The organism is Nocardia sp. NPDC050406, from assembly GCF_044459025.1.
Taxonomy (GTDB): domain Bacteria; phylum Actinomycetota; class Actinomycetes; order Mycobacteriales; family Mycobacteriaceae; genus Nocardia.
The window spans coordinates 2,017,659-2,039,995 of record NZ_JBITIM010000002.1 but is presented as its reverse complement, the minus strand read 5'-3'; the positions used below and the strand labels follow the sequence as shown (position 1 = coordinate 2,039,995).

Annotated in this window: 27 protein-coding genes; 6 read left to right on the top strand and 21 right to left on the bottom strand. The window is 68.7% G+C overall.

The features are described from left to right. Positions 1–54 precede the first annotated feature (54 nt). The 10 genes from ACIBH2_RS22715 to ACIBH2_RS22670 all read right to left on the bottom strand — a co-directional run bounded on the left by ACIBH2_RS22715 (position 55) and on the right by ACIBH2_RS22670 (position 10,605). Positions 55–723, bottom strand: a complete 669-nt coding sequence (locus tag ACIBH2_RS22715; RefSeq protein ID WP_397120419.1) for an amino acid ABC transporter permease — start codon at positions 721–723, stop codon at positions 55–57. An 11-nt stretch (positions 724–734) separates the two neighbouring features. Further along, positions 735–1,487 carry an amino acid ABC transporter substrate-binding protein gene (locus tag ACIBH2_RS22710; RefSeq protein ID WP_397120417.1) on the bottom strand — a complete coding sequence of 251 codons (753 nt, stop codon included), beginning with the start codon at positions 1,485–1,487 and terminating at the stop codon, positions 735–737. 196 nt (positions 1,488–1,683) lie between these two features. After that, a complete protein-coding gene (locus ACIBH2_RS22705; RefSeq protein ID WP_397120415.1) occupies positions 1,684–2,130 on the bottom strand; it encodes an NINE protein in 447 nt (148 codons plus the stop codon). A 27-nt stretch (positions 2,131–2,157) separates the two neighbouring features. Next, entirely contained in the window at positions 2,158–3,366 is a 1,209-nt protein-coding gene (lgt, locus tag ACIBH2_RS22700) for a prolipoprotein diacylglyceryl transferase (protein WP_397120413.1), read from the bottom strand. Positions 3,367–3,403: 37 nt separating this feature from the next. After that, positions 3,404–4,771, bottom strand: a complete 1,368-nt coding sequence (glpT, locus tag ACIBH2_RS22695; RefSeq protein ID WP_397120411.1) for a glycerol-3-phosphate transporter — start codon at positions 4,769–4,771, stop codon at positions 3,404–3,406. A gap of 96 nt (positions 4,772–4,867) precedes the next feature. Continuing rightward, on the bottom strand, positions 4,868–5,668 hold the full coding sequence (gene trpA, locus ACIBH2_RS22690) for a tryptophan synthase subunit alpha (RefSeq protein WP_397120409.1): 801 nt from the start codon (positions 5,666–5,668) through the stop codon (positions 4,868–4,870). Beyond that, on the bottom strand, positions 5,665–6,930 hold the full coding sequence (gene trpB / locus ACIBH2_RS22685) for a tryptophan synthase subunit beta (RefSeq protein WP_397120407.1): 1,266 nt from the start codon (positions 6,928–6,930) through the stop codon (positions 5,665–5,667). The genes trpA and trpB overlap by 4 nt, the downstream gene beginning before the upstream one ends. Positions 6,931–6,938: 8 nt before the next feature. Next, on the bottom strand, positions 6,939–7,757 hold the full coding sequence (gene trpC, locus ACIBH2_RS22680) for an indole-3-glycerol phosphate synthase TrpC (RefSeq protein ID WP_397120405.1): 819 nt from the start codon (positions 7,755–7,757) through the stop codon (positions 6,939–6,941). 149 nt (positions 7,758–7,906) lie between these two features. Beyond that, positions 7,907–8,827, bottom strand: a complete 921-nt coding sequence (locus tag ACIBH2_RS22675) for a TIGR02234 family membrane protein (protein ID WP_397120403.1) — start codon at positions 8,825–8,827, stop codon at positions 7,907–7,909. A gap of 227 nt (positions 8,828–9,054) precedes the next feature. Next, positions 9,055–10,605, bottom strand: a complete 1,551-nt coding sequence (locus tag ACIBH2_RS22670) for an anthranilate synthase component I (protein ID WP_397120401.1) — start codon at positions 10,603–10,605, stop codon at positions 9,055–9,057. A 141-nt stretch (positions 10,606–10,746) separates the two neighbouring features. Here ACIBH2_RS22670 and ACIBH2_RS22665 point away from each other — a divergent pair, with 141 nt between their 5' ends. Next, positions 10,747–11,052 (top strand): hypothetical protein, encoded by a 306-nt coding sequence (locus tag ACIBH2_RS22665; protein WP_397120399.1) that lies wholly within the window; start codon positions 10,747–10,749, stop codon positions 11,050–11,052. Between the two features lie 185 nt (positions 11,053–11,237). Continuing rightward, positions 11,238–11,699: a peroxiredoxin gene (locus ACIBH2_RS22660; protein ID WP_397120397.1), complete on the top strand. Its 462-nt coding sequence runs from the start codon at positions 11,238–11,240 to the stop codon at positions 11,697–11,699. Positions 11,700–11,710: 11 nt separating this feature from the next. Here the strand turns inward: ACIBH2_RS22660 and ACIBH2_RS22655 are convergent, their stop codons facing one another. After that, positions 11,711–11,983: a hypothetical protein gene (locus ACIBH2_RS22655; protein ID WP_397120395.1), complete on the bottom strand. Its 273-nt coding sequence runs from the start codon at positions 11,981–11,983 to the stop codon at positions 11,711–11,713. 15 nt (positions 11,984–11,998) lie between these two features. Then, complete coding sequence (locus tag ACIBH2_RS22650; protein ID WP_397120393.1) at positions 11,999–13,030, bottom strand: NAD-dependent epimerase/dehydratase family protein; 1,032 nt, start codon at positions 13,028–13,030, stop codon at positions 11,999–12,001. Between the two features lie 88 nt (positions 13,031–13,118). On the opposite strand from ACIBH2_RS22650, the gene ACIBH2_RS22645 reads away from it, so the two are divergent. The 3 genes from ACIBH2_RS22645 to ACIBH2_RS22635 all read left to right on the top strand — a co-directional run bounded on the left by ACIBH2_RS22645 (position 13,119) and on the right by ACIBH2_RS22635 (position 15,223). Further along, the gene (locus ACIBH2_RS22645; protein WP_397120391.1) at positions 13,119–13,754 is read left to right on the top strand and encodes a TetR/AcrR family transcriptional regulator; all 636 of its coding nucleotides are present in this window, start codon (positions 13,119–13,121) and stop codon (positions 13,752–13,754) included. A gap of 131 nt (positions 13,755–13,885) precedes the next feature. Then, positions 13,886–14,491, top strand: coding sequence for a permease (locus tag ACIBH2_RS22640; RefSeq protein ID WP_397120389.1), 606 nt, complete (start codon positions 13,886–13,888; stop codon positions 14,489–14,491). A gap of 195 nt (positions 14,492–14,686) precedes the next feature. Then, positions 14,687–15,223: a MarR family winged helix-turn-helix transcriptional regulator gene (locus tag ACIBH2_RS22635; RefSeq protein ID WP_397120387.1), complete on the top strand. Its 537-nt coding sequence runs from the start codon at positions 14,687–14,689 to the stop codon at positions 15,221–15,223. A 45-nt stretch (positions 15,224–15,268) separates the two neighbouring features. On the opposite strand, the gene hisI is transcribed toward ACIBH2_RS22635, so the two are convergent. From hisI to ACIBH2_RS22600, 7 genes are all read right to left on the bottom strand, one after another. After that, the gene (gene hisI, locus ACIBH2_RS22630; RefSeq protein ID WP_397120385.1) at positions 15,269–15,616 is read right to left on the bottom strand and encodes a phosphoribosyl-AMP cyclohydrolase; all 348 of its coding nucleotides are present in this window, start codon (positions 15,614–15,616) and stop codon (positions 15,269–15,271) included. Between the two features lie 20 nt (positions 15,617–15,636). Next, positions 15,637–16,053: a MarR family winged helix-turn-helix transcriptional regulator gene (locus ACIBH2_RS22625; RefSeq protein WP_397120383.1), complete on the bottom strand. Its 417-nt coding sequence runs from the start codon at positions 16,051–16,053 to the stop codon at positions 15,637–15,639. 63 nt (positions 16,054–16,116) lie between these two features. Beyond that, entirely contained in the window at positions 16,117–16,890 is a 774-nt protein-coding gene (gene hisF, locus ACIBH2_RS22620; protein ID WP_397120381.1) for an imidazole glycerol phosphate synthase subunit HisF, read from the bottom strand. After that, positions 16,887–17,702 carry an inositol monophosphatase family protein gene (locus ACIBH2_RS22615; protein WP_397120377.1) on the bottom strand — a complete coding sequence of 272 codons (816 nt, stop codon included), beginning with the start codon at positions 17,700–17,702 and terminating at the stop codon, positions 16,887–16,889. Before ACIBH2_RS22615 ends, hisF begins: the two co-directional genes overlap by 4 nt. A 3-nt stretch (positions 17,703–17,705) precedes the next feature. Beyond that, the gene (gene priA, locus ACIBH2_RS22610) at positions 17,706–18,440 is read right to left on the bottom strand and encodes a bifunctional 1-(5-phosphoribosyl)-5-((5-phosphoribosylamino)methylideneamino)imidazole-4-carboxamide isomerase/phosphoribosylanthranilate isomerase PriA (protein WP_397120375.1); all 735 of its coding nucleotides are present in this window, start codon (positions 18,438–18,440) and stop codon (positions 17,706–17,708) included. Positions 18,441–18,511: 71 nt separating this feature from the next. Further along, the gene (locus tag ACIBH2_RS22605) at positions 18,512–19,252 is read right to left on the bottom strand and encodes a YqjF family protein (RefSeq protein ID WP_397120373.1); all 741 of its coding nucleotides are present in this window, start codon (positions 19,250–19,252) and stop codon (positions 18,512–18,514) included. Positions 19,253–19,293: 41 nt separating this feature from the next. Then, complete coding sequence (locus tag ACIBH2_RS22600) at positions 19,294–19,662, bottom strand: ArsR/SmtB family transcription factor (protein ID WP_397120371.1); 369 nt, start codon at positions 19,660–19,662, stop codon at positions 19,294–19,296. A gap of 108 nt (positions 19,663–19,770) precedes the next feature. Here ACIBH2_RS22600 and ACIBH2_RS22595 point away from each other — a divergent pair, with 108 nt between their 5' ends. Further along, a complete protein-coding gene (locus ACIBH2_RS22595; RefSeq protein ID WP_397120369.1) occupies positions 19,771–20,985 on the top strand; it encodes an MFS transporter in 1,215 nt (404 codons plus the stop codon). Between the two features lie 102 nt (positions 20,986–21,087). Here the strand turns inward: ACIBH2_RS22595 and hisH are convergent, their stop codons facing one another. After that, positions 21,088–21,717 (bottom strand): imidazole glycerol phosphate synthase subunit HisH, encoded by a 630-nt coding sequence (gene hisH, locus ACIBH2_RS22590; protein ID WP_397120367.1) that lies wholly within the window; start codon positions 21,715–21,717, stop codon positions 21,088–21,090. Beyond that, positions 21,714–22,328, bottom strand: coding sequence for an imidazoleglycerol-phosphate dehydratase HisB (gene hisB / locus ACIBH2_RS22585; RefSeq protein ID WP_397120365.1), 615 nt, complete (start codon positions 22,326–22,328; stop codon positions 21,714–21,716). The genes hisH and hisB overlap by 4 nt, the downstream gene beginning before the upstream one ends. Positions 22,329–22,337 lie beyond the last annotated feature (9 nt).

Sequence of the window (22,337 nt, the reverse complement as noted above, 5' to 3'; positions counted from 1 at the left end):
CGGTGAACAGCAAGCGTGTGGCATCCAGCACTTGGAGGAAACCCCAGCTATCGCTCAGCGCGCGACGTGACGCGCTAGACGAGTCTCCAGCCGGGTCTGCCCGAAACCGAGGATCAGGCAGATGACCCAGTAGTAGAGCGCGGCCACGCCGTAGAGCGCGAAGAAGTCGAAGGTGGGCGCGGCGGCCAGTTGGGCGGTGCGCAGCAATTCGGTCACCAGAATGGTGGAGGCGAGCGAGGTGTCCTTCACCAAGGAGATGAGCGTATTGGACAGCGGCGGCACCGCGATGCGGGAGGCCTGCGGCAGGATGATCATCCGCAACGCCTGCGGATAGGTCATGCCGACCGCGTAGGACGCCTCCCACTGCCCGTGCGCCACCGACAGGATGGCGGCGCGAATGACCTCGGCCGCGTAGCCGCCCACATTGAGGCTGAAGGCGATCACCGCCGCCGGGAACGGATCGATCACCACGCCGAATTGCGGCAGCGCGTAGAACACGATGAACAGCTGCACCAGCAGCGGCGTACCGCGAATGATCGAGATGTAGAACCTGGCCGCCGCCGAGAGCGGCCAGATCGGCGACATCCGCGCCAGCGCCACGAACAGGGCCAGTACGAGCCCGATCGCGAAGCTGACGGCGGTGAGCGGCAGCGTCATCTCGACGGTGGCCTTCAGCATCGGCCACAGGTTCTGCCGGATGAGTTCCCAGGTGGCGGAATCCATCTCCTCGCGACTTACTTGCTGACGTCGGTGCCGAAGTACTTGTCGGAGATCTTGGCCAGGGTGCCGTCGGCGCGCAGTTCCGCCAGGGCCTTGTTCACCTGGTCGACGAGCTCCTGGGAGTCCTTGCGGGCGGCGAAGGCCTGCTGGCTGGTCTCACCGGTCTTGCCCGCGACCTTCACCGAGTCGGAGCCGTGCTGCTTGGTGTACTCGCCGACGGCCAGGGTGTCGTTGACGGTGGCGTCGACGCGGCCGTTCTTGAGCAGCTGGATGGCCTGCACGAAGCCCTCCACGCCCTCGACCTTGCAGCCCGCCCCGGCGGCGACCTTGGACCAGTTGCTGGTCGAGGACTGCGCGCAGGTCTTGCCGTTCAGGCTCGCGAGGGAGGTGAGGGCGTTGTTGTCGGCGCGGGTGACGATGACGCCTTCGGAGGTGGTGTAGGGGTCCGACAGCGAATACTTCTGCGCGCGATCGGGATTCACGGTGACCTGGTTGGCGACGAGGTCGAAGCGCTTGGACTCGAGGCCCGCGAAGATGGCGTCCCACGGGGTCTGCACGAATTCGACCTTGCGGCCCAGTTTGTCGGCGACGGCCTTGACGACGTCCACGTCGTACCCGGTGAGCTGGCCGCCCTCCTGGTAGCTGAAAGGAGAGTAGGTGCCCTCGGTGCCGACCTTGAGCACGTTCGGGTCGTCGGCGCTCCCGCAGGCGGTCAGCCCGGTGGCGGCGACAAGGGCGAGCACGGCGGCGAACAGCTTGCGGCGCACGGTTTACCTCTCTTCGAGCGTGGGGTGGCCACGCGACAAACAACCGCTACAGGGTACGCCGGAAACCAACCGGGCGGGTCATCAATGATCGCGCTGCGCGCAAACCTTGCGCAAACATCACCTCGGATGATAGCGAGAGCGGGCTCCCGCGCAGGTGAGGGAGCCCGCCACCGAGCGTGTCTCGAAGGGTCCGTGATCAGTCGCGCAAGGGGCGGCCGTACGGGTCCGGCACCTTGCCCACGAGCATCAGGATCCCGTCCACCAGACCCCAGATCGGTCCGACCACTCCGCAGGTGAAGATGGTGGCCACGATCTGCCAGACGGCGATTCTGTTATAGCCCAGGTAGAACCGGCCGACGCCGAAACCGCCGACGAAGATCTGGAGCAGCCCGGCGACGAGCTTCTGCTTGTCGGAGAAGGGCGCGCCGTAGATATCGCGGCCGTACGGCGCTTCCGGATCCACGCCCGGCGCGTACTGGGCGGGCGGGTAGCCGCCCGGTTGGCCGTAGCCGGGCTGCGCGTACTGCGGCGGGTCGTAGGGCTGGGCGTACGGATCGTTGTCCTTGCCGAGGTTCGGACCGGTGCCCGGAACTCCATACTGCGGCCCGCTCGGTTCGGGCTGCGGCTGATAGGGATCGGTCACGGCATTCTCCTCCGGTGGTGCGCGGCGTCAGGACTTGGTGTCGTCGACGCCGGTGGTCTTCGCCTCGTCGGTCTTCGCCTCGTCGGACTGTGTCTCGACCGACTTCGCCTCGACCGACTCCGCCTCGACGGACTTCGAGGGTTTATCGTCCTCCGCTACGGATTCGTTGACAACGGAACCGGATTCGGCGTCCTCGGGCTCGGAATCCTTCGTCAGTGACACGGATTCGTCGTCGCTGTCGGCCGTATCGCCTTCCGCCGCATCGCCTTCCGTGGCCGTCGCGGTCGCCGCCGAGGCCGCGCCGAAGGCCCGCAGTTTCGACAGCTCCCACGGCCACGGCCGCTGTTCGTCCGACGCCTGCACTTGCGCCGCGGTTTCGCGCCCCTTGGTGGCGAGTACGAAATACGCGATGGCGCAGGCGAAGACGATCGCCGAGGTGAAGCTGTTGATGCGGATGCCCGCGATATGGGTGGCCTCGTCGTCGCGCAGCAGCTCCACGAAGAAGCGGCCGAAGCTGTAGATGGCGACATAGAGCGCGAACAGGCGGCCGTGGCCGATGCGGAACTTCTTGTCCAGGTACAGCAGTGCGGCCACGCCGAGCAGATTCCACACCATCTCGTAGAGGAAGGTGGGCTGCACGACCTTCTCCACCACGCCGGTGGAGACGCCGTTCATCATGTCCAGCTGGCCGTTGGAGTCGAAGCGCAGATAGATCTCCAGGCCCCACGGCACATCGGTGGCGCGGCCGTAGAGTTCCTGGTTGAAGTAGTTGCCGAGCCGCCCGATCGCCTGGGCCAGCAGAATGCCGGGGGCGATGGCGTCGCCGAAGGCGGGCAAGGGGATTCGGTAGATCCGGCAGGCGATCCACGCGCCGACGCCGCCCAGCAGCACCGCGCCCCAGATGCCGAGCCCGCCCTGCCAGATCTTCAGGGCGTCGAGCGGATGGCCGCCCGCGCCGAAGTACTTCTGCCAGTCGGTGGCCACGTGGTACAGCCGCCCGCCGATGAGTCCGAACGGCACCGCGAACATGGCCACGTCCAGGACCATTCCGGCCTGCCCGCCGCGTTCCTGCCACCGCTTCTCGCCCCACCAGATGGCGACGACGATGCCGATGATGATGCACAGCGCGTAGGCGCGCAGTGGGAACGGGCCGATATCCCAGACGCCGCGGGGCGGGGAGGGAATGTAGGCCAGAATATTCGCGCCGGTGCTGTCAGCCAGGGCTCGATAGGTCACGGCCCCACCGTAGCGGAATCGACCCGATCAGCACCGCTCAGACCTCCACCAGGGCGAGCCGCTCCTTGTGCTTCTTCTCGCTGATCATGGTGAGGATGAGCAGCAGCACCGCCGCCACGCCACCGCCGACCAGAATGATGAACCCGCCGTTCCAGCCGTAGTGGTCCACGGTGAAGCCGACGATCGCGCTGGCCGCCACCGAGCCGCCCAGGTAGCCGAACAGGCCGGTGAAGCCCGCGGCGGTCCCGGCGGCCTTCTTCGAGACGAGCTCGAGGGCGTGCAGGCCGATGAGCATGACCGGCCCGTAGATGAGGAAGCCGATGACGATCATGCACGCCATGCTCACGCCGGGCTTGTCGGCGGGGGCCAGCCAGAACACCAGCGTCGCCACGGTCACCAGACCCATGAACAGCACGCCGGTGGCGCCGCGATTGCCGCGAAACACCTTGTCCGACATCCAGCCCGCGAGCAGCGTGCCCGGAATGCCCGCGTACTCGTAGAGGAAGTACGCCCACGAGGACTTGTCCAGGGTGAAGTGCTTGACCTCTTTGAGGTAGGTCGGCGACCAGTCCAGCACGCCGTAGCGCAGCAGGTACACGAAGACGTTCGCGAAGGCGATGTACCAGAGCAGCTTGTTGGGCAGGATGTAGCGGTTGAAGATCTCCTTGGCCGTGAGCTCGACCTCGTCCTTGGCCGAGTAGTCCTTCGGGTAGTCGTTCTTGTACTCCTCGACCGGCGGCAGCCCCACCGACTGCGGCGTATCCCGCATGAGCAGGTACGCGATGACCGCGACGATGATCGCGCAGAAGGCGGGCATGTAGAACGCCGAACGCCAGTCGTGGAACCAGGCCACGCCGAGCAGGAACAGCAGCGGGGGCAGGCCGCCGCCGACATTGTGCGCGCAGTTCCACACCGACACGATCCGGCCGCGCTCCTGCTGCGACCACCAGTGCACCATGGTGCGGCCCGAGGGCGGCCAGCCCATGCCCTGGAACCAGCCGCAGATGAACAGCAGCACGAACATGATGGCGATACTCGAGGTCGCCCACGGCACGAAGCCCATGAAGAGCATGACGGAAGCGGAGAGAATCAGGCCCAGCGGCAAGAAGATTCGCGGATTGGAGCGGTCCGACACCGCGCCCATGACGAATTTGGAGACGCCGTAGGCCAGTGAGATGGCCGAGAGCACCAGGCCGAGCTGTCCGCGCGAGTACCCGTACTCGTCCATGAGGTCCGGGATGGCGAGCGCGAAGTTCTTGCGCACCAAGTAGTAGGCGGCGTAGCCGAAGAAGATGCCAAAGAAGATCTGCCACCGCAGGCGGCGGTAGAGCGGATCGACCTCGTTGTCGGCAACCCGCGCGATATGCGGCGCGGGCTTCAGAATGCTCAGCACGGAGCCGGACATTAACCCAGAGTTAACTAGATCGGCAAATCGGTGGTTACCTGGCGAAACGACCGCGGGCGGGCACCGAATTCGGTACCCGCCCGCGGTGCTGCGAAATTACGACGCGACGGTCGCCGAGCGCACGCCTTGCGCCAGCTCCGCGGTGAGCGAGCGCACCGCGTCCAGGCCCTCGGCCGCAGCGCTCACCAGCGCCGAACCGACGATGACACCGTCTGCGTAGGAAGCGATTTCGGCCGCCTGCGCGCCATTGCGCACACCCAGGCCGACGCCGATCGGAATATCGGAGTGGGCGCGAATACGGCCGCACAGCGCGGGAGCCATGGAGGATACCGCGTCACGCGCGCCCGTGACGCCCATGGTGGAGGCCGCGTACACGAAACCCCGTGAGGCTTCGAGGGTTTTGACCAGTCGCTCCTCGGTGGAGGACGGCGCGACCAGGAAGATGCGGTCGAGATTGTGGGTCGAGGAGGCGATGAACCAGTCGTCGGCCTCTTCCGGAATCAGGTTCGGGGTGATGAGTCCGAGCCCGCCCGCCGCCGCGAGATCGCGGGAGAAGGTGTCCACGCCGTACTTGAGCACCGGGTTCCAGTAGGTCATGACGACGGCCTTGCCGCCCGCCTTGCTGATGGCCTCCACGACCTTGAACACGTCGCGGACCCGCACTCCCCCGCGCAGCGCCTGTTCGGCGGCGGCCTGGATGGTGGGCCCGTCCATCACCGGATCGGAGTAGGCGACGCCGACTTCGATGACGTCGCAACCGGATTCGACCATGGCGGTGCACACGTCGATGGAGCCCTGCAGGTCCGGGTATCCGGCGGGCAGGTAGCCGATGAGCGCGGCGCGGTTCTCCTCGCGGGCCGCGGCGAAGGTGTTGGCGAGACGGGACTGCTGACTCACTGCTCGCCCTCCGGCTTGTCGAAGAGCCCGAACCAGCGGGCGGCGGTATCCATGTCCTTGTCACCGCGACCGGACAGGTTCACGAGAATGATCGCGCCCTCGCCCAGCTCCCGACCCAATTGCAGGGCACCGGCGACCGCGTGCGCGGATTCGATGGCCGGGATGATGCCCTCGGCGCGGGAGAGCAGCAGCAGCGCGTCCATCGCCTCGGTATCGGTGATGGGCCGGTACTCGGCGCGGCCGATGTCCTTGAGGTAGGCGTGCTCCGGGCCGACGCCCGGATAGTCCAAACCCGCGGAGATGGAATGGGATTCGATGGTCTGGCCGTCCTCGTCCTGCAACAGGTACGAGTACGCGCCCTGGAACGCGCCCGGCGTGCCGCCGGTGAAAGTGGCGGCGTGGCGGCCGGTTTCGACGCCGTCGCCCGCCGCCTCGTAGCCGATCAGCCGCACGGCCGGATCGTCGAGGAAGGCGTGGAAGATGCCGATGGCATTGGAACCGCCACCGACACAGGCGGTTACGGCGTCGGGCAGCCGACCGGTGAGGGTCTGCACCTGCTCGCGCGCCTCCAGCCCGACAATGCGCTGGAAGTCGCGCACCATGAGCGGGAACGGGTGCGGTCCGGCGGCGGTGCCGAAGCAGTAGTAGGTCTCGTCGGCGTGGGTGACCCAGTCGCGCAGCGCCTCGTTGATGGCGTCCTTGAGCGTCTGCGACCCGGTGGTGACCGAGACGACCTCGGCGCCGAGCAGCCGCATGCGCGCGACGTTCAGCGCCTGGCGGGCGGTATCGACCGCGCCCATGTAGATGATGCAGTCGAGGCCGAGCAGCGCGCACGCGGTGGCGGTGGCGACGCCGTGCTGGCCCGCGCCGGTCTCCGCGATGACGCGGGTCTTGCCCATGCGCTTGGCCAGCAGCGCCTGCCCGAGCACATTGTTGATTTTGTGAGATCCGGTGTGGTTCAGGTCTTCCCGCTTCAGCAGGATGCGCGCCCCACCGGCATGCTGGGCCAGCTTGGTGCATTCGAACACCGGCGACGGACGCCCGGTGTAGTCGCGCTGCAGGCGGTCCAGCTCACCGAGGAAGTTCGGGTCCACGCGGACCTTCTCGTACTCGGCGGTGACCTCTTCGATCACGGCCATGAGCGCCTCGGGGACATGGCGTCCGCCGTACACGCCGAAGTGGCCGCCCAGATCCGGCTCGTGCGCGCTCTTGTGCGCGACGCCCGCGCTGGCCTGCGGCAGCGAGTGGTTCGTCTGTGTCATGACTTCCTTCACCGGCCCCGGCGGACCGGCTTCGGGCAGGACGGATGGGTACCGGCGGTGACCAGCTCGGCGACCGCGGCCCGCGGGTCACCGCTGGTGACCAGGCCCTCGCCGACGAGTACCGCGTCCGCGCCCGCACCGGCGTAGGCCAGCAGGTCGGCGGTGCCGCGAATACCGGATTCGGCGATGCGGATCACCTCGCTGGGCAAACCGGGGGCAATGCGCGCGAACACATCGCGGTCCACGTCCAGGGTCTTGAGGTTGCGGGCGTTCACGCCGATCACGGTGGCACCGGCGGTGAGGGCGCGGTCGGCCTCCTCCTCGGTGTGCACCTCGACCAGGGCGGTCATACCGAGCGATTCGGTGCGGTCGATGAGCGAGGACAGCACGTCCTGCTCGAGGGCCGCCACGATCAGCAGGATGACATCCGCGCCGTGGGCGCGGGCCTCGTGGATCTGGTACGGACCGACGATGAAGTCCTTGCGCAGCACCGGGATGTCCACGGCGGCGCGCACGGCGTCGAGATCCGCGAGGGAGCCGTGGAAGCGGCGCTGTTCGGTCAGCACGCTGATGATGCGCGCACCGCCGTCCTCGTAGGCACGCGCCAGATCGGCCGGGTCCGGGATGGTCGCCAGCGCGCCCTTGGAGGGGCTGGCACGCTTCACTTCGGCGATAACGCCGATACCGTCCTCGTGCAGCGCTGCCTTCGCGTCGCGCGGCGAGGGTGCCGCCGCGGCAGCCTTCTTCACGGCCTGGAAATCCAGGAGGGCTTCCCGTGCGGCCACATCCGCGCGGACCCCGTCGAGAATCGAGTCGAGTACCGTCATCTGGCTCGAATCCTTTCTGGGGAGACGGACTTGCTGCCTGAGAATCCCCCCAGGCGCTGTCTCACCGATGCTGATAAAGAGTAAATGGCTATCTCCGCGTCGTTGACGGCGGGGGCGGTACGGGGACCGGGTACGGTCTCCCGCGCTGATCAGCGGGTCTGGTCGCGCGCTGTCCCCGTATCCGGATCATCGTGTGCGGCAGGGGTATTGGTTTCGGTCGCGGTGGGATCGTCGCCCGCGTCGAGCGCGTCCCACAGCACCCGGCCCGAGAGCTGGTCGCCCGAGGCGGGTGGTGCGGTGGATTCGGTCGCGCGGTGTTCGGCCACCTCGGCGGTGGCGGCGGCGCGACGAGCGGCCGGATTGTCGTACTTGCCCGACATGCGGGCGGAGTCCTGGGGCATGCGCACCAGCAGCAGACCGGCGACGAAGGCCGCGACCGCACCGGCCAGGGCCAGCACGGCGGGCAGCGTCGCGGTCTGCGCGCTCACCACATGCTCCCAGTCCCGCAGCTCGGCCAGTCGACCGGCCCGCTCGGCGATCTTGCCCTGCCCTCTGAGCAGGGCGTATTCGGGTACGGCGGCAATGGCGGCGAGCACCGCCACCACGACGCCTATGAGCCGCCGGAACCAGCCGTGGGTGGCGAAGACGGCCGCGATGGTGGCCACCAGGGCCAGCGCCAGCGGGGTGAGCGCGGCGAACCAGGTGCCGCCGTCGAGATCCTTGTCGCGCGGCATGCCGAAGTCGCTGGTGATCTCGATGCTCACCCACGTCATTCGCGAAGCGCCCCACAGCAAACCGGCGGCGAGCGCCAGGAGCAACACGGCGGCAATGGGTTTCGAGCGCTTGCCGGGTGTCGCGGGCTGGGCCGTGGCGGCCGACTCGGCCAGCTCGGCGTCGGTCAGCGCCTGGGCGACCTCTCGGGGTGCGGTGGGCTCGGCGGGGGTGGCGGTCGCATCCGCCGGAGGCCGAGGATCGTCCTGTCCACCAATGGAATCGGAGGGTGCCGCCGCGACCGCGTCTCGCTCGGCGCGGGCTGCGTCGCGGTCCGCGCGCACGGCATCCCGTTCCACGCGAGCGGCATCCCGTTCCACGCGCGCGGCGTCACGTTCGGCGCGTGCGTCGTCTCGGTCCCCGCGAGCTTGCGCTCGGGCGCTTCGCGCGGTCGCGCGCTCGGAAACGGCGGTGTCAGGCGAGCTTTCGCGCTCTAGCGTCGAATCAGGCTGAGCGTCAGCCGGATTCGACGCGGTCGGAGTTCCGGTGACGGGCTCGGGCGGGCGTTCGGTATCGCCGGTGTCGCTCACTGCGCGCCGCCCTGTCCGTCGGGCCGGAAGGCCCGCACGGTCTGCGCGGCCGCCACCGCCTTGAGGACCGCCATGGCCTTGTTGCGCGACTCCACGTCCTCGTAGTCCGGATCGGAGTCGGCGACCACGCCCGCGCCCGCCTGGACGTAGGCGATGCCGTCCTTGAGCAGCGCGGTGCGAATGCAGATGGCGGTGTCGGCGTCGCCCGCGAAGTCGAGGTAGCCGACCACGCCGCCGTAGATGCCGCGGCGGGTGGGTTCGAGCTCCTCGAGCAGCTCCATGGCGCGCACCTTGGGCGCACCGGAGAGCGTTCCCGCCGGGAAGCAGGCCCGCACGGCGTCCATGGCGATCTTGCCGGGGGCCAGGCGGCCCGAGACCGTGGAGACCAGGTGCATGACGTGGCTGTAGCGCTCGATGTGGCGGTACTCGGTGACGCGCACGGTGCCGGGCTCGCAGACCCGGCCGAGGTCGTTGCGGCCCAGGTCCACCAGCATGAGGTGTTCGGCGTTCTCCTTCTCGTCCTCGAGCAGGCCCTTCTCGAGCAGCAGATCGTCCTCCTCGGTGGCCCCGCGCCAGCGGGTGCCCGCGATGGGATGGGTGGTCGCGACGCCGTCCTTGACGGTGACGAGCGCTTCCGGGCTGGAGCCGACGATGGAGAACGCCGTGCCGCCGTCGCGGTCCGGAATGTGCATGAGGTACATGTACGGGCTCGGATTCGAGGCCCGCAGCATGCGGTACAGATCGAGCGGGCTGCCGTCGTAATCCATTTCGAAGCGCTGCGACAGCACCACCTGGAACGCCTCGCCCGCCTCGATCTCCTTGACCAGGCGGCGCACGCCCGCGCCGAACTCCTCGGAGGTGCGCTGGCGGCGGAAGTGCGGTTCGGGACGGTCGAAGACCGAGACCGTGGACTCGGCCGGGGCGGCCAGCGCGGCGGTCATGCGGTCCAGGCGCGCGACCGCGTCGTCGTAGGCCTCGTCGACGCGTTCGTCGGTGCCGTTCCAGTTGACGGCATTGGCGATGAGCGTGATCGCGCCCTCGTGGTGGTCGAAGGCGGCCAGGTCGGTGGCGAGCAGCAGCACCATCTCGGGCAGTCGCAGATCGTCGGCGGCCAGCACCGGCAGGCGCTCCATCCGGCGCACCGCGTCGTAGCCCAGGTAGCCGACGAGCCCGCCGGTGAGCGGAGGCAGACCGGGCAGTCGCTCGGTTTGCAGGAGTTCGAGGGTGTCGCGCAGCGCCTGCAGCGGTTCGCCGCCCGCCGGAGCGTCCGCCGGAACCTGTCCGAGCCAGGTCGCCTGACCATTTTCCACGGTGAGCGCGGTCGGACTGCCCGCGCCGATGAACGACCAGCGCGACCAGGAACGCCCGTTCTCGGCGGACTCCAGCAGGAAGGTGCCCGCCCGGTCGGCGGCCAGTTTCCGGTAGGCGGAGAGCGGAGTTTCGGAGTCCGCCAACACCTTTCGAATCACCGGGACGACCCGATGGTCGGCCGCGAGCAGGCGGAACTGTTCGCGCGAAGTGGTGGAGGAGTTCGAAGTGCCGGGCATTGCCCCATCATTCCAGGCCGGATTCCCGGTATCGAATCCCACTCCCCGCACAGCCACAGCCATACCGGCCGCGAATAACAGTGGCGGTGATCACTACACTCGCCACACGCGGTATCCCTTATAGAGAGGAGTTCAACACAGATGTACCCCTCGCAACCGGTCGCACCGGAGGGTCCACGGCACGCCAGTCAGCAGGTGGCTCCGGGACAGCACCCCACCCAGCCGCCGCGCATGATGAATATGAACCCGGCGGGCAAGCACAGCGCCATCGCCTCCTTCGTCACGTACGTGAAGGCGCTCGAGGCGCTGGATCCCCGGCACTTCCCGGACGAGTACGCCGAGCACGCGGACCGCATCCGCGAACTCAAGCCCTTCCTGCGGGCCCACGGCATCCTCGATGTCATGGAGATCAAGAACCCGGACGTCGCCGCGCTCATCGGCGTCTGATTGCCCGCGGTACCCCGGCCCGCACACGGCCCCCGTGCGCGGGCCGTGCCATGTCACGACCGAGTGGTGTGAGCGGCCGCCCGCACGGTCACGATGTAGCCGGGCCAGGATCGCCGGAACACCGAGGAGGTGTGGCCCGCCCGCGCAACTCGTACCGGCGGGCCGGTATCCCGTAGGGTTCGGGCATGAAGCCTGGCCAGCTCGCACCGAATTTCGAGCTTCCCGATCAGACCGGCACCGTGCGCTCGCTCGACGAACTGCTCGCCGATGGACCGGTCGTGCTGTTCTTCTACCCCGCCGCGAATACGCCGGTGTGCACGGCCGAGGCCTGCCACTTCCGTGATCTCGCAGGCGAATTCGCCGCGGTGGGGGCGACCCGGGTCGGCATCAGCGCCGATTCGGTGGATACCCAGTCCGGGTTCGCGGGGAAGCAGAGCCTCGACTATCCCCTGCTGTCGGACCCCGACGGCACCGTCGCCGCGCAGTTCGGGGTGAAGCGGGGACTGCTGGGCAAGCTCAGCCCGGTCAAGCGCGCGACCTTCGTCATCGACCCGGATCGCACTGTCGCGACGGTGATCTCGAGTGAGCTCCGGGCCAATGTGCACGCCGACGACGCGTTGGACTTCCTGCGCAAGCGCGCGAAGTAGGAGCGGTTTTCTCAGCAGCTCGCGAGGTGGATGCCCGCGAAGGCGACGACCACGAGCGCGGCGGCGGCGAAAGCCGGTTGTAGCAGCCGCTTTTCGAGGCGGCGACGCATCGCGGGTCGGTTTGCCTCGCTCCCTTCGGTCGGGCGACGCAGACGCGTTCGCCACGACCGAGCCGCCGTGGCCTCGGGGCCTGTCGATGCACCCTCCGGCCGGTTCGTCTTGGTGGCCTTCACTTTTCGGCGGATCAGGCCGATGGTGGTGATGATCGCGGTGAGAATCAGCATGGCGCACCGGCCCTTTCAGACGGCCGAGGCGGGACGGGGGCTGGCGGTCCGCGTCGACGCCGCCCGCTTCGACGGCCCCGGGTCGGCGACGACGCCCAGGCGGACAAGGCTTTCCGCGGTATCGAGGAGAGTGTCCTCGATGGGGCGCATGGTCCAGCCCAGCTCGCGGCGCGCCTTGTCGGCGGTCACCCGCTCGCGAATGCTGAGATAGCGCGCGGCGGTGCGGGCGGCGGGGTTGACGCGGGCCACGGTGCGGATCAACCAGTTCGGCAGCGGCCGGGTGGCGACCTTGTACCGGGTGGCCAGGACGGTGGCGGCGTCGGGCAGCGACACCAGGTCCCCCGCGCAGATGTACCGATTGCCCGTCGCCCCCGGTGATTCCATGGCCAGCCGATGCGCGGTCGCCACATCCCGCACATCGACCATGGCGAAGGCGATCCGGGGCACACCGGGCATCTCCCCCGCCAGCAACAGGCGCACGGCGTCGACGGAGGTACGCGCCTCGGCGCGCTGCACCGGCCCCAGGATCATGCCCGGATTGATGACGGCGAGCTCGAAACCCGGTCGGCTGCGGGCGAATTCCCAGGCGGCGCGCTCGGCGAGGGTCTTGCTCTTCTCGTAGGGATTGCACCGGGCCGGATCGGACCAGTCGTCCTCGGTGCACACGTTCTCGTGCCCGACCCGCACCGCCGCGATGGACGAGGTGAGCACGACCCGTTCGACACCGGCCGCCTCCGCCGCGCGCAGCACCCGCAGCGCGCCGTCGACGGCCGGGCGCACCAGTTCGTCCTCGTGCTCGGGCTCCCCGGCCGGGAACGGGGACGCGGCGTGGATGACATAGCGGCAGCCCGCGACCGCCTCGGCCCATCCCGCATCGGACTCCAGATCCGCCGCGAACAGCTCCACGCCCGGCAGATGCGCGGTGGTCTCCGGCCTGCCGAGCGCGCGCACGGTGCCGCGCACCTCGTATCCCCGGTCGAGCAGGTCGGTGACGATATGCCCGGCGAGATACCCCGAAACTCCGGTCACGAGAACACGATCCGACATGAGCCACACTCCAATCTAAGCGGTGTTCAGAATCTAATCAATGTATAGATTGACCGTGCCCCGGCCGTCAACCCCTTACGCTCATCCCATGTCGTCGACGAAGTCCCGCTACCACCACGGCGCGCTGCGAGAGGAGCTGCTGCGCGCCTCCCTCCAGCTCATCGAGTCCGAGGGCCTGGCCGCGGTGAGCCTGCGCCGGGTCGCCCGCGAGGCCGGGGTCAGCCCCGGTGCGCCGTACCACCACTTCGCCGACCGCGCCGCGCTCATGACCGCCCTGTCCACCCAGGGCTTCGAACTGCTGCGCGAGGATCTGCTCGCCGCCCGCGAACAGGCGGCTACACCGGTGGCGCGATTGGCCACCCTCGCCGACGCGTACGTGCGCTTCGCCCGGGAGCGGCCCGCGTACTTCCGCCTCATGTTCCGGCCGGAACTGTCGCAGTCGCACAAGCATCCCGATACCAGCGCGGCCGGTGACGCCGCCTTCGCGGTGCTGGCCGAGACCGTCGCGGCGGCCGTCGAGGCCGGGGCGCTCCCCGCCGCCGAGGCCGATATTCTCGCCATGACCTGGTGGAGTCTCGCGCACGGCCTGGCCTCCCTCGCCCTCGACGGCAAGCTTCCCGAACGCGCCGCCCAAATGGGCATGACGGTCCCCGACCTGAGCGACCGGGTCAGCCGCCTCTTCGCCGACCTGGTCGAGTCACATTCGCCCCAGCGCGACTCGTAACCGCGACTCGTAACCGCGGCACGGCCCGCGACGGCCATCACAAGGCGTCGCGACCCGGGCAGGCAAATAAGTGGCCACACGACGCAGCGACCTCCGAGCAAACCGCGCGGTCCGGGCCTAGGCTAGGCCCCATGACGACGCCGAGCGACTACGCAGCGACGGACGAGAAGGGCTCCTTCGCCATTTGGCGCAACCGCATCCTCGGACTGCTGGCACTGGCCGTGGTGTTGTGGTTGGCGTATCTCGTTCTGGCGGCCTTCATTCCGCGATGGTGGGCCCAGCGAATTGCGGAAATGGTGCATTCCAGTTTTTCCAAGGGCATCTGGTACGGACTCGTCCTCGGTGTCGTATCCACCGCCCTGCCGCTGTTTCTTTTGTTGTTCTCGACAATGGTTTGGCGAAAACGGGGCGGCCGGTTTATAGCGGGAATGTTGGCGGTTCTCGCCGTCGTGGCGGCCGTCCCGAATCTCATGACGCTCACCATCGTGCTCGGCAACAGCACCGCCGCCCACGCGGGTGAACGAATTCTCGATGTGGATGCCCCCGGCTTCCGAGGGGCCTGCCTCGCCGGTGCCATTGTGGCCGCGGTAATATTCGCCTTCGCCGCATTTCTGGTGGTGCGCAGGGGAATTCGTCGGCATCGTGTCGCCAAGCGGCGGACCGCGCCGGAAAAACAGAGCGTGCCAGCGCAAACCACCACCGAGCCCGTCACTCCCCCGGAGCCGGGCGGCATCTGACGATTCCCACAGCTGACGGCACGTGACTGATGTCACGTCATTCAGCAACGCCCGTGACTCATGAGCGAAATCGTGGCAAACTTTGTTTTGCGGGTGACTGTGCGTTGAAGTTCGCTGACCGCGGACCATTTCTCAACGACCGAAGGTCACTTGGCTGCTACGAGAGGGCGCACGGTGACCAAGTGGTTGAATCCGATGGAACAGCGAGCTTGGCGTGCCGTCATAGCGCTCACCACCCGGCTCCCCGCCGCCCTGGATACCCAGCTGCAACGTGAATCCGGAATTACCCATTTCGAGTACTTCGTGATGACGCTGCTCTCCGAAGAACCGGGCCACCGTTTGCAACTGAGCGACCTGGCACGGAAGGCAAACGCATCGCTATCGCGCCTGTCGCATGTGGTGTCGAAACTGGAGCGACTCGGCTGGGCGCAGCGCGCGACCATCGCGGGACGGCGCGGCGCGCAGGCGGTGCTCACCGATGCCGGGTACCGAAAGGTGACCGAGGCCGCGCCGGGCTATCTGGATACCGTGCGCGGCTTGGTATTCGACGGTTTGGACACCGAGCAGACGCGGCAGCTGCTGGAACTCGGCGAGGCCATGGTGGCGCAGATGGAGCGCGGCCTCGCGCACGGGTTGGGGCGGGCCGGACGCGGTGGCGGCTACGCCGACGCCGACGGTGACGCGGTGACCGAGCACCACACCGCGGCGGTACCGGACTCCGACAACCTCTAGACCGACAACCCTTCGGCCCGGCAGCGCCGCGAAAGCCGTTCCGACTCAGGCCGTTTCGGTCAGCAGCACATCGCCGTCCCAGCAGGTGTGGGTGCCGGTGTGGCAGGCCGCGCCCTCCTGGTCGACGATCAGCAGAACGGCGTCGCCGTCGCAGTCGAGGCGCACCTCGTGCACGTACTGGGTGTGTCCGGAGGTCTCCCCCTTGACCCAGTACTGCTGGCGCGAGCGCGAATAGTAGGTCGCCTTGCGGGATTCCAGGGTGCGGGCGAGGGCCTCGTCGTCCATCCACGCCATCATGAGCACATCGCCGGTGGCCTTCTCCTGGGCGATGGCGGCGACCAGCCCGGCCTCGTTGCGCTTGAGGCGGGCGGCGATGGCGGGATCCAGACTCATGCTCTCGTTATAACAGTCGCTCAGGCGAGGGCCTGACGGAGGGCGGCGGCGGTGCCGTCGGGGGCCTCGTCCAACGCGGCGGCGAGGGTGTCGCGGTAGGTGCCGCGCGCGTCGCGGTAGCGCTTGCGGCCCGCCTCGGTGAGGACGGTGTACACGCCGCGGCGGTCATCGGGGCACAGGTCACGCTCGGCGAATCCGGCGGCGTCGAGGCGGCCGACGAGGCGGGTCACCGAACTCTGGTTGAGGCCGAGGCGATTCGCCAACTCCTGCATGCGCAGCTCGGAATCGGGCGATTCGTCGAGGAACCCCAGCGCCCGGTACTCGGAGAGCCCGAGTCCGTGGGTGCGCGTCAGCGCGGTGGCGAGCCGCTGCTCGACCTGCGCGTGCAGGGCGATGACCCGATTCCACATCTGTTCGTCGCGCTGAATACTTGACACCACTTATTTGTACATGCATACTCCCGGCCGAGCAAGGTAGTTGCATGTACATGGGCCGGGCGCTCAGCGCACGGTGATGCCCTCGGTGCGCATGGCGTCCTTGACCTGGCCGATGGTCAGGTCACCGAAGTGGAAGACGCTGGCCGCCAGCACCGCGTCCGCACCGGCCTGGACGGCGGGGGCGAAGTCGTCGACCTTGCCCGCGCCGCCGCTGGCGATGACGGGGACGGTGACGGCCGCGCGGACGGCGCGAATCATGGTGAGGTCGAATCCGGCCTTGGTGCCGTCGGCGTCCATCGAGTTGAGCAGGATCTCGCCGACGCCGAGTTCGGCTCCACGCACCGCCCATTCGACGGCGTCGATGCCGGTGCCGCGCTTGCCGCCGTGGGTGGTGACCTCCCAGCCGGACGGGGTCGGGTCCTGGCCCGCGGGCACGGTGCGGGCGTCCACCGAGAGCACGATGCACTGGGAGCCGAAGCGCTCCGACATCTCGCGCAGCACTTCGGGTTTGGCGATGGCGGCGGTATTGACCGACACCTTGTCCGCGCCCGCGCGCAGCAGCCGGTCCACATCGTCCACGGTGCGCACGCCGCCGCCGACGGTGAGCGGGATGAAGATCTGTTCGGCGGTGCGGGTCACCACGTCGATCATGGTGCCGCGGTCGCCGGTGGAGGCGGTGACATCGAGGAAGGTGAGTTCGTCCGCGCCCTGGGCGTCGTAGGTGGCGGCGAGTTCCACCGGATCGCCCGCGTCGCGCAGGTTCTCGAAGTTGACGCCCTTGACCACCCGGCCCGCGTCCACGTCGAGACAGGGAATCACGCGTACTGCCAAGGTCATTGGTTCACCTCTCCGCGGACCTCATCGACGCAGGCGCTGATCAGGTCCAGTAGTTCCTCGTGCACACCGGGCGCGGCGGCCAGCACCGACCCGGATTCGATGGTCCAGTCCCTGCCCAGCAGGTCGGTGACGACGCCGCCCGCGGCGCGCACCAGCGCGACCCCGGCGGCGTTGTCCCAGGGGTGGTGGCCGAAGACCACCGCGCCGCCCAGGACGCCGGATGCCGTGTACGCCAGGTCGATTCCGGTGGAGCCGTGCATGCGCAGACGGCCGGAGAGACGGCTGAGCGCGCCCAGCAGGTTGAAGCGGAAGCGGCCGGGGATGCGGCCCTCGCCGTCGAGGTTGAAGGCTCCGAAGCCGATCATGGCGTCGGAGAGTTTGCTCGGCTCCAGTTTCGGCAGCGGGACGCCGTTGAGTACGACCGGGCCGCCGACGGCGGCGGCGTAGCGCTGGCCGAGTACGGGCAACCAGGTCAGTCCGATGGTGGGCACGCCGTCCTCGACCAGCGCCAGCAGCATGCCCGAGAGCGGATGTCCCGCCGAGTAATTGAAGGTGCCGTCGATCGGGTCGAGTACCCACGCGGTGCCCGAGGTCAGCTGTGGACCGCCGAATTCCTCACCGTGCACCGGGATTCCGGTGCGCTGGCTCAATTGCTCCGAGATCCGGCGTTCGAGCTCCAGATCGAGTTCGGTGGCGAAGTCGTTGCGGCCCTTCTGGACCGCGCTGGGCGCGCCGAGCCCTTCCACGAAACGCGGTGCGGCGGAATCGAGTACCTGGCTCGCGATGGCGAGCAGCGCGGTGCGGTCGGCCATCCGCTAGCGGACCGCTTCGAGGGCTTCGGGCAGGGTGAAACGGCCCGCGTAGAGGGCCTTTCCGATGATCGCGCCCTCCACGCCGCCCTCGGGGACGAGGGTGGCGATGGCGCGCAGGTCGTCGAGGGTGGAGACGCCGCCGGAGGCGATCACGGGCGCCTCGGTGGCGTTGGCGACCTGGCTCAGCAGGTCCAGATTCGGCCCGGTAAGAGTGCCGTCCTTGCCCACATCGGTGACGACGTAGCGGGTGCAGCCGTCGCGTTCCAGGCGCTCGAGCACCTCCCACAGATCGCCGCCGTCGGTGACCCAGCCGCGGCCGCGCAGTCGCCATTCGCCGTCGAGGAGCTTCACATCGAGACCGACCGCGATACGGTCGCCGTACTCGCCGATGGCACGGGCGCACCACTCCGGATTCTCGATGGCCGCGGTGCCGAGATTGACCCGCGCGCACCCGGTGGCGAGCGCGGCCTTCAGCGATTCGTCGTCGCGAATACCGCCGGAGAGCTCCACCTTCACATCGAGTTCGCCGACCACCTGCGCCAGCAGGTCCCGGTTGGAGCCCTTGCCGAACGCCGCGTCCAGGTCCACCATGTGCACCCATTCGGCCCCATCGCGCTGCCACGCCAGAGCGGCATCGCGCGGCGAACCGTAACTGGTTTCGCTGCCCGCCTCCCCCTGAACCAGGCGCACGGCCTCACCATTGGCGACATCGACGGCAGGTAGCAGCACAAGACTCACGTGAGCAGTTTAGTGGTTGCTGGTCGATGGCCTGCCGTCGGCCTGGGCATATGCGGCATACCGCGCTCGGCTCAGCGTGCTCGCCACGACGCGGGCCGCACGGAGGTGGGCGGGCCGAAGCGGGCCGTCACCGATTCCGCGTAGAGGGTGCTGTGCGGCGGGCCCTCGGGCGGGGGTAGGCCGCAGGCGGCGAAGAGGCCGTCGTCGTGCCATTCGAGGGTGGTGGCGCGGCGCAGTGGCCAGGGCTCGTGGGCGAGGGGTAGGCGCAGGGTGCGGCCGTACCAGGACTGGTGCAGGGCCCAGCGGTCGGTGAGGGCGCATTCCAGTGCCGTGGGCTGGATGGGGTTGCCGAGGGCGACGCGGAAGTGCACGCCCGCGCCCGACGGGGCGGGGTGGCGGCGGGCGGTGCGGTAGGCGATTCGGCCGTCGCCGCGCTCACAGGCGATATCGGCCCAGCTGTAGGGCAGGGCCAGGGTGGTGCGCGCCAGTGCCGCGAAGGCCGGGTCGGTGGCCTCCAGGGTGCGGAAAACCACTGCGCGGCGGCCGTTTTCGTCGATGCTGTAGAGCCGCAGATTGAGTTCGCGGAATTCCGGATAGGGAATGGGGCCGAAGCGCAGGTCGGTCATGCGCAGGCCGATGACGCCGACCCAGGAGCTGCCCTCGCACACATCCGGCGCGGTGCCCGCGGGTAGCAGTGGCCGCACCGTGGCCGGGTCGATCGGCCAGTGCAGGAAGACCACGTCGCGCCAGCTCTGCCGCACGGGCGAGCGCCGAATATCGTCGCGATCGACGGGGGCTGGCTGCACTGCCATAGCGCCATTGTGCGCCGCGCGCGCGGGCCGGGGGTTCGGATTCAGTCGGCGGGCGACCAGTCGGCGACCAGCGCCAGCAGTCCCGGGAACCGGGCTTCGAGATCGGCGACGCGGACCTGGCTGCGCCGTTCGAGCCCGTACTGACGCTGGCGGGTGACGCCCGCCTCGCGCAGAGCCTTGAAGTGGTGGGTGAGCGAGGATTTCGGGCGGTCGATGCCGAACCAGCCGCAGGAGTGGTCGAAGCCCTCGGATTCGAGCAGCAGCTTGCGCACGATGAACAACCGCAGCGGATCGCTCAAGGCGCCCAGCACGGTTTCCAGGCGCAGGTCCTCGATGGCCGGTTCGGGCAGCGGTAGCGGTGTGCCCGGCGGTTCGGCGGGTGCTTCGAATGCGCGCTGCGTTGTCGGCACGGTGATTCCTCCCTCTCCCACTCAGTACGACTCTGATCGTACTTCATGCTAGCTTCGACTCTGGTCGTACTAGTTCGACTAATTTCGTACTTATGGAGGTGATGTGCCGTGGCGGTGCTCGATACGCGGCGGGAGGCGCTCGACGGCGCGCAGCGCGGGGCTCCTGGTTGGTGGGTGTGGCTGGCGGCCTGGCCCGTGACCGCGATCTTCGTGCTGTCCAATGCGGCGACGCCGCTGTATGTGGTGTGGCAGCGCGAGATCGGCTTCTCGCGAGGCACCATGACGGTGATCTTCGCCAGTTACATCGTGGGTCTGCTCGGTTCGCTGCTGGTCTCCGGCGTGGCCTCGGATCGCTTGGGGCGCAAGCCGGTACTGCTGCCCGCCCTGGCCCTCGCGATTCTCGCCTGCGCCCTCTTCGCGACGGCCTCGACCGTGGCGGCGCTGATGGTCGCCCGGCTGTTGACGGGAATCGCGGTGGGAGCGGCTGTTTCGGCGGGAATGGCGGCGGTGACCGATGTCGCCGGTCCCCCACGCGCCCGCACCGCCGCGCTCTTGGCCTCCACCGCCATGGTTTTCGGCGCGGGCGTGGGCCCGCTGCTGGCGGGAGTACTCGCCGAGACCCTGCCCGGCCCGACGGTGACGGTGTTCGTGGTCGACGCGGCGGTGCTCGCCACCGCGATCGTGACGGTCGTCCGCATGCCGGTGCGCCGACCGACCAGCACGGGAACCGGTGCGTGGGCGCGGATTCCGCGCGTTCCGGTTGCGAACCGCCGCGAACTCGTCCGGGGCATAGCCGTTTTCGCTCCGGGCATCACCGCGACCTCGTTCGTCTTGTCGCTGGGCCCCAGCCTGTTGTCCGAGCTGCTGCACACGACCAGCGGGATCATCGCGGGCGCAATGGCTTTCGCCATGTTCGCGACCGCGACGGCCGTGCAGTTCGCGGTGCGCGCCGTGGACCGCCGCTCGATCATGATCGCGTCCGCGGTGTCCACCGGCCTGGCCATGGCCGCCCTGATCCTCGCGGTCCACCTGCGCTGGGTACCCGCACTCCTCGTGGCCGCCCTGCTCGCCGGTGCGGGCCAGGGACTGGGTCAACTCGGCGGACTGTCACTGCTCAATGCCAGCATCGCGCCCCACCGACTCGCGGAGGCCAATGCCGCACTCAATGTCGGCGGCTACCTCCCGGCCGGGCTGCTGCCCGTCACGGCCGGATACCTCAGCGACGCCGTCGGCCTGCCCACCGGCGCGACTGTCTTCGGCGTCGGGTTGATCGTCTGCGCGCTACTCGGCGGCTGGGTCGTCGCCCGCCCCGACCGGCGGTGAGCGGGCGTTACTTCCTGGTGACGACCTCGGTATCGGCTGGCACGCTCGACGCCCCGATACGACGAAACCCCCACGCCGGGTGGGGGTTTCGATTCGCTCAGCTCACAGGGACCGGACCCAGTTGCGCAGTAGTTGCGCGCCCGCGTCGCCGGATTTCTCCGGGTGGAACTGGGTGGCGCTGAGCGGGCCGTTCTCGACCGCAGCCAGGAACGGTGCGCCGTGTTCGGCCCAGGTCAGCTTGGCCGGGGCGATGGTGTCGCTGTTGTCCCATTCCCACCGTTGTGCCGCGTAGGAGTGCACGAAGTAGAAGCGGGTGTCGGCGTCCATGCCCGCGAAGAGCACGCTGTCTTCGGGTGCGCGCACCGTATTCCAGCCCATGTGCGGCAGGACGGGCGCGTCCAGCCGCTGCACGGTGCCGGGCCATTCACCGCAGCCCTCGGTTTCGATACCGTGCTCGACGCCGCGTTCGAACAGCACCTGCATACCCACGCAGATGCCGAGCACGGGGCGGCCACCGGCGAGGCGCTTGCCGATGATGCGTTCTCCGCGAACCGCTTTCAGGCCCGCCATACAGGCGGCGTACGCGCCGACGCCGGGTACCACGAGACCCTCGGCGTTCATGGCGATATCGGGATCGGCGGTGACGGTGACCTCCGCGCCCGCGCGCACCAGGGCGCGCTCGGCGGAGTGCAGATTGCCGGAGCCGTAGTCCAGCAGCGCCAGCTTCCTCATAGCGTTCCCTTCGTGGAGGGAACGCCGCTGACCCGCGGGTCGTATTCGACGGCGGCGCGCAGGGCCCGTGCCACCGCCTTGAATTCGGCCTCGGTGATGTGGTGCTGGTCGCGGCCGTAGAGCACCCGCACGTGCAGGGCGATGCGGGCGTTCAGCGCGATCGACTCGAAGACGTGGCGGTTGATGACCGTCGAATACGACGCTCCCGCACCGACACTGGGAATGATGGTGTGCAGCATGTGTTCCGGCTCGCCGGTGTGCACACAGTAGGGGCGGCCCGAGACGTCCACCACCGCCTGGGCGAGGGTTTCGTCCATGGGGATGTAGGAGTCGCCGAAGCGACGGATGCCCTTCTTGTCGCCGAGGGCCTGGGCGAGCGCCTGGCCGATGACGATGGCGGTGTCCTCCACCGTGTGGTGGGCCTCGATCTCGATATCGCCCTTGGCCCGCACGGTCAGGTCGAAGCTGCCGTGCTGGCCGAAGGCGGTGAGCATGTGGTCGTAGAACGGCACGCCCGTGGAGATATCGGTCTTGCCGGTGCCGTCGAGGTTGAGTTCGACGACGATGCTGGATTCCCGGGTGGTGCGTTCCACCCGCGCGATTCGGTCCATTCTCGCTTC